At 33.2% G+C, this 6,102-nt stretch carries 7 protein-coding genes and 1 pseudogene; 1 reads left to right on the top strand and 7 read right to left on the bottom strand.

What is annotated here, in order from left to right; genetic code table 11:
* Positions 1-247 precede the first annotated feature (247 nt).
* Together NHG49_RS31975 and NHG49_RS31865 are read right to left on the bottom strand one after the other, a co-directional pair.
* Positions 248-550 carry a hypothetical protein gene (locus tag NHG49_RS31975; RefSeq protein WP_483861640.1) on the bottom strand — a complete coding sequence of 101 codons (303 nt, stop codon included), beginning with the start codon at positions 548-550 and terminating at the stop codon, positions 248-250.
* Between the two features lie 59 nt (positions 551-609).
* Positions 610-1,296: pseudogene (locus tag NHG49_RS31865) on the bottom strand (exosporium leader peptide-containing protein); the annotation flags it as partial.
* A 249-nt stretch (positions 1,297-1,545) separates the two neighbouring features.
* On the opposite strand from NHG49_RS31865, the gene NHG49_RS31395 reads away from it, so the two are divergent.
* Complete coding sequence (locus tag NHG49_RS31395) at positions 1,546-1,683, top strand: hypothetical protein (RefSeq protein ID WP_258127248.1); 138 nt, start codon at positions 1,546-1,548, stop codon at positions 1,681-1,683.
* Between the two features lie 336 nt (positions 1,684-2,019).
* Here the strand turns inward: NHG49_RS31395 and NHG49_RS31390 are convergent, their stop codons facing one another.
* From NHG49_RS31390 to NHG49_RS31370, 5 genes are all read right to left on the bottom strand, one after another.
* Complete coding sequence (locus tag NHG49_RS31390) at positions 2,020-2,457, bottom strand: DUF4879 domain-containing protein (protein WP_258127231.1); 438 nt, start codon at positions 2,455-2,457, stop codon at positions 2,020-2,022.
* A 918-nt stretch (positions 2,458-3,375) separates the two neighbouring features.
* Complete coding sequence (locus tag NHG49_RS31385; RefSeq protein ID WP_258127232.1) at positions 3,376-3,555, bottom strand: hypothetical protein; 180 nt, start codon at positions 3,553-3,555, stop codon at positions 3,376-3,378.
* A gap of 1,218 nt (positions 3,556-4,773) precedes the next feature.
* The gene (locus NHG49_RS31380) at positions 4,774-5,019 is read right to left on the bottom strand and encodes a hypothetical protein (protein WP_258127247.1); all 246 of its coding nucleotides are present in this window, start codon (positions 5,017-5,019) and stop codon (positions 4,774-4,776) included.
* Positions 5,020-5,029: 10 nt separating this feature from the next.
* The gene (locus NHG49_RS31375) at positions 5,030-5,701 is read right to left on the bottom strand and encodes a helix-turn-helix domain-containing protein (RefSeq protein ID WP_258127246.1); all 672 of its coding nucleotides are present in this window, start codon (positions 5,699-5,701) and stop codon (positions 5,030-5,032) included.
* Positions 5,702-5,724: 23 nt separating this feature from the next.
* On the bottom strand, positions 5,725-6,093 hold the full coding sequence (locus NHG49_RS31370; RefSeq protein ID WP_258127234.1) for a transposase: 369 nt from the start codon (positions 6,091-6,093) through the stop codon (positions 5,725-5,727).
* Positions 6,094-6,102: the final 9 nt, after the last annotated feature.

Raw genomic sequence — 6,102 nt, 5'->3', positions numbered from 1 at the left:
CATGACTTACAATATCTATATTCAATAGATACTCTTTTATTTTAGTTGCAGTTATTATGATTGTTTTACGATAATTCGATGATATTACTATAGGATTTAAAAAAAGTGACACTCGCACCAGAGTTATTAATTAAATTTATTGTTATATCCCCACCAGCATTAAAGATTGCGCTAGAACTCAATGTAACAATTGATGCAACTGTTTGTTGCGAGAACTGACTCCGGGCACCAGTAATCGTACCTAAATCTACGATAACTTGACCATTGGTTTGGTATCGTTGCACTTGTTTCGTAAGAATAAAATACGTATGTCCTCCGCTAAGATTGATATCTGGAGAGGGACCAGTAAAAGAAAATCGGTTCCATTTATCGTAAAACCAGTTGTGAATATAATAGAATCACCATCTGCAACAACAACGGAATCATTTGCAGGATCACGACCAATACGTGCATTATTCGCTGTAGACAGGGGCCCCGTTGACCCTGTAGGTCCTGTAATTCCATTTAACCCAGTAGATTCCCGTTGGCCCTGTAGGTCCTGTAACTCCACTTAATCCAGTAGACCCCGTTGACCCTGTAGGTCCTGTAATCCCATTTAACCCAGTAGATTCCCGTTGGCCCTGTAGGTCCTGTAACTCCACTTAATCCAGTAGACCCCGTTGACCCTGTAGGTCCTGTAATCCCATTTAACCCAGTAGATCCCGTTGGCCCTGTAGGTCCTGTAACTCCACTTAATCCAGTAGACCCCGTTGACCTGTAGGTCTGTAATCCCATTTAACCCAGTAGATCCCGTTGGCCCTGTAGGTCCTGTAACTCCACTTAATCCAAGTAGACCCGTTGGCCCTGTAGGTCCTGTAATTCCATTTAACCCAGTAGATCCCGTTGACCCTGTAGGTCCTGTAACTCCACTTAATCCAGTAGACCCCGTTGGCCCTGTAGGTCCTGTAATTCCATTTAACCCAGTAGATCCCGTTGGCCCTGTAGGTCCTGTAACTCCACTTAATCCAGTAGACCCCGTTGGCCCTGTAGGTCTGTAATTCCATTTAACCCAGTAGATCCCGTTGGCCCTGTAGGTCCTGTAACTCCACTTAATCCAGTAGACCCCGTTGGCCCTGTAGGTCCTGTAATTCCATTTAACCCAGTAGATCCCGTTGGCCCTGTAGGTCCTGTAATTCCATTTGGTAAACGTAAGAGATGGATCGGCGGGAAAGTAGGCCCTATTAAACTAGGGTCTAAAGTAGGTGCAAACAAAATTTCATTTGAATCAAATTGGCTTTTATCTTTTTCACATGACATATAGCTTCCTCCAATCTATCCTTTAAAAATAATTTCCCCTTATAATAAATGCATAAAGTTAATAAATGATTATGCATTTATTATTATATGAAAAATATTTTTTTTGCCCCCAATTGCTGGATAGGAGATGCTACAATAAATTGGACACTAAGTTAAATGAAAAAGGTGATTCAGTTTATGGGTAGGAAAGTCTATGATTGTCAATTTAAAATGACCTTAATCCAATGAGTTTTGGAAGAGAATATATTTGTGAAAGAGGTTGTAAAAGAATTATCTATCCATTCGATTATTCTTTATCGTTGGATAATTGAAAATGAAGAATATAGGAATAGTACTTTTGGAGCAGTGGAAACGCAACCACAATCACATTGGAATACTCGTTCATAAATAGTGGATTCCTCTTTTATTGTACTAAGATTAAATAATGATTTCGTGAAATCATTATCAATTTTGATTTAAAAGTTCATAATTTATAAAGAATATATCATACTATTTGTAAAGTAGCTTTGGGTAGATAATATTCCATTTCAGTTCTTATAAAAGCGGCGAATCATAAACCATTGAATTCCCTCACTTGTCTGGTAAATCATTTTAAAATGATAAATAACGCCTTGCTTCTACCTTTGCTTAAAATATAACTGCTTTGTGCTTTTGCAGACACAAAAAGAACGATTCACCACCTTTGAGATGATAAATCGCTCTTTTTATTACCCTACTTATCCCTTATCTAATATTTAAAGACGTAGACAGTGTATTCCACGGAGCATTTGTAGATCTATTTTTATATTGGAATTGGCCACCAGATTGATAAACCGATGCATCCCATTTATACTCCCACCCATCAATTGTACGATCACCGTTCACATCTATTGGGGTTGAGCCTACTTTCTTAAGGAATCCTCCATTCATTTGTGCGCCTGGATTAGATCCATAACCCATATCTCTAGTATAAACGTATAAATAACTACCACCATGGTGTTGAGATGTACTAAGACTATTTGAGTTAATAAATTCTACTCCTCCGAACTGTGATTCAACTTTTACTATTTTCACAGAAGTAAGTGGTGGCGCTGGAGCTGCTGATGCTTCCGACGAAAAACCTAATCCAACTGCTGATGCTATTGCTAATGAAGTTACTCCTAAAACAAGCTTTTTAAACATATTTCCATCTCCTTATTTGTATTTAACACCTAAACAGTAACATGTATCAAAGGTTTTATATATAAATATAAAATTAATTAACAAATAATACTTATTCATATATATAATTTTACATATTTATTGACATAATCAACATTATTAATCTATAAGGTCCTCTTTTCAAATTGTTTGTAGTTGCATAGTACCCAACAGGTAGTAATGAGAATAATTGAATTTCCACACAAAAATATATACATTTCTATAGTAGAATATTTTTATATAACTTACAGATTTCGCGATATAGGAAATCCCCTACCGTACTTTAGTCCGGATTTAAGCACGGGATGAAACAATCGCTTTTTCATAAAAAAATAATTGTTTTTTGAGTATAATTTAACTTTAGATAAGAACAAGTCTTTAAAACGCCTATTTGTTCCTTGAAAACAAGATATCATATGGAGTTTGATAGATTCACGCTATCGATAAAATGATATGTGCATCAAGAACAAGATACTAAAACATTTGAACACGCGACTAGCTGTATGGTCTGGTCATGGTACCGTAGCTCACGAACCTATACGGTCTGTCGTGAGAGTGGTGATGGCACACCGCACTCTTGCACGTCAGCGATACCAGAAATGGACTTCGCCTTTGACAGCAAGAATTCAACTGACGTTAGTCAGCTTGCCTCTTTAGGAGTGAGGGTGTCAATCTATGAAAATCGAATTAGACAAGCAATTTGGGAACCCCTGTTATGCAACTATAAATAAATTTCTTAATTCGTTGCACGTCAGAAAAACCCCCACTTTAAAACTCTTATTTTGTTAATATATAGTATAGATGGTTCCGATTCCTTTTATTTTTTGATTAGTGTCTTTGAATAAAATAAGATAATACAAAAAACTCAATGACATAAAGAAAATGAATGTAAATTAATATTCAAAAATTATTTTCGTATCTATCCTTTTCTAGCCAAGCAATAGAAACTTCCTTTTCACCAATTATTTCAAACTGAATTTCTCCATTATTTTCATAGACCCGTTCAATAATTGGTATTGTAATCATTTTATCTTTGTTTATTTTACACTTTCGGACTAGTTCTAAGTCAATAATATTCATGATACAATCCCCTTTTCTGTATGTAAGACAGAAAAAAAGCACCCAAATGAGTACTTTTTATCTTAAATCACCATTTTACTTTTGAGCTCTCGCTCTATACCTATTTTACCATATTTATTTATAAATTTACTTGATAAAGTTATTTTATCCTAATTTATCACCATTCAAAAAACACTTATCAGGGATATAGTTTTTAAGAAAAGCTTTCGGGAAGCGCTTGTTGTTCGAATATCTCAAAAATAATCATTTTTGAGATTTGTATCTTTGAAAAAGCAGAATCATATTGTAATTTTCTCAACAAGGAAGTTTCCAATTAAAATACATTAAATAGTTATGTATAAATACTTCATTTCTTTTAGGAAATGCATAATAAACAAAATGGGATAGAAATAAATAAAAATATCACTTAAAATGAAAATATTTGAGAGAACATATGGTCATATTAAAAATCAGGTAGTTACAAATATTACATTTTCCCCATAATTTTCTATGCACCCTAAAACACCTCTCCATTTAGAAAATTTTAACTCTGGGGACAAGATATTAAAAAAATTAGGTTTTCAAAAAAACTATTCCATTGAAGATTAAAGATATTATTATAAAAATAGATTCTACAAAAGATATCAGTAAACATAATTAAATTTTCCAGGAAAACTTTAGAAAAATTGATTGCTGCATTCATGTAGCTCTGTACTTTGAATTTATCAACTATGTCTTTTAAAAATTGTTGTCGTTTTCGTAGTATAGATGGATCATTTTGAGTATTAAAATCGCAAACGAAAATTCCCATGCTATTATGCAATTGTACTACTATTTTATTATGTTTCCACTCTCTTAAATAGCAAATCCTTACGGCCTCAACCATTTTCTAATATTTTAGTGTAGGAATTAAACCGAACATTAGTTTACTATAATTTAATTATGTATACTGATGGATACGCGCTTTTGTATTTTAAATTCATTTAATTTAAAAGTTATTCTATATATTCAGAATTTGTAGCGAAGAGGGAACACTGCTTTTAAAAATACAATTTGCAATTTAATTTAACTACTTCAAAAAACGGGCTCTCAGATTGAATTGTATGAGGGTTCTATTTTGAAGTTAATGTCATTTTACCCAAGAAGAAGTTATCCTTAATACAGGGCTAATAAAACCCTTAAAAAGAAATCGGCTATAAATAGCCGATTTTGTTGAGGTATTTTCACGCAATATATCCGTTAATCACTCAATTTTTCACTTAAAATTTCTTCTAACACTTTTTTGTATCCCTTATACCCTTTTTCTTTGGCCATGTGTTTCGCATTCTCAATTATTTCAGATTTTAGATACAAACTGACATGCTCTTTATTATTTGTAAAATATATTATATCTTTCTTCTTTTGCAAGTTACCACTTATCAAACAAGTATTAAGCACTCTAAATATATGAGCATCATAAGGGATATTTCCTAGTTTGCACTTCATCAAGTACCCTTCATTTTTTTTTAGAAACAAGAACATTTGAGGCACCTAAATGAGATATTATATACAACATGACGTCATAAGCTGTATATAATGGGAATAAGAAAGTAACATCCCCAGGTTTGGTAATTCTCGTAGCCTGAATACATTTTTGAGAAAAATGATTTGATGAAACATCTTCCGGAATTGTCATATATTCATTCTGTAGATTAATCCCACTCCGTTTCGTTACATCTATTACTCTTACAGGTTGTTCATCTAATGTAACGGCGTCAAACAATAGAAGATTTTTAGTATGCAATGGGATATGATCATACATTCTTTGGCTTTCCTTATTCACATTATCCATACTTCTTTTAAATTCTTTTAAATCCTCTATATGATAGAGCTTTTCTCTTCGTTTACCTTTCAATACTTCTTTAAATGGTAAGGCCCCTTCTTTTGCCATGTTTGATACATATGTTTTTGATTTCTGTAAATATGTAGCCGCCTCTTTTAAAGTATATAGATCTTTATAAATTTCAAGTATTCTCCTTGCGTCTTCCTCGTGGAATCTATATCCTCCATCTGCTTTCCAACTTATTAAATTAGCTGGCTCAATTTGCTTATGTTTAATTAAATAACTCAATTGTCCCTTACTTAACTTTGCCATTGTGCAAAGTTCTTCAAAAGATATGTAATTCAAGGTTCCACCTCATATATCATGAATTATTCCATTTTAGTCTGCAGCATCGTTTGTTTCATCCGTTTTCTCAGTTCGTACTTTGTTATTCCTAATTCCGCTATTATAACCTCAATCGGATATTCTTTGTACTGCAAATACACACTTGGATTGTCCATATATTTTTGTTTTATTGTATTAAATGTACCTTGTTTTGATAATTTATTCAATCGTTCTCCTCTCTCTCTTATTTCTTTATACACCGGACAGCCCTCACATAATTTATTATTTCTTGTTTTTTTCTTTTGGTTTTTTTCAGATGCAACTTCTTTTGAAGTATATAAAGGACATTCGATACAATGCTTCACTTCTAAATAGGATATTTCATTGATAATGGCTCTTCGTTCATCTTCCACAAGTACTCC

This window comes from Bacillus sp. IBL03825 (assembly GCF_024712505.1).
Taxonomy (GTDB): Bacteria; Bacillota; Bacilli; order Bacillales; family Bacillaceae_G; genus Bacillus_A; species Bacillus_A wiedmannii.
The sequence above is the reverse complement of the archived record's forward strand: the minus strand, read 5'-3'. Positions and strand labels throughout refer to the sequence as shown.

What these genes read in the sequence shown, in the direction of transcription:
- NHG49_RS31390 (WP_258127231.1), bottom strand. Translation starts at nt 2,457, where the DNA reads ATGTTTAAAAAGCTTGTTTTAGGAGTAACTTCATTAGCAATAGCATCA.
- NHG49_RS31385 (WP_258127232.1), bottom strand. Translation starts at nt 3,555, where the DNA reads ATGAATATTATTGACTTAGAACTAGTCCGAAAGTGTAAAATAAACAAA.
- NHG49_RS31380 (WP_258127247.1), bottom strand. Translation starts at nt 5,019, where the DNA reads ATGAAGTGCAAACTAGGAAATATCCCTTATGATGCTCATATATTTAGA.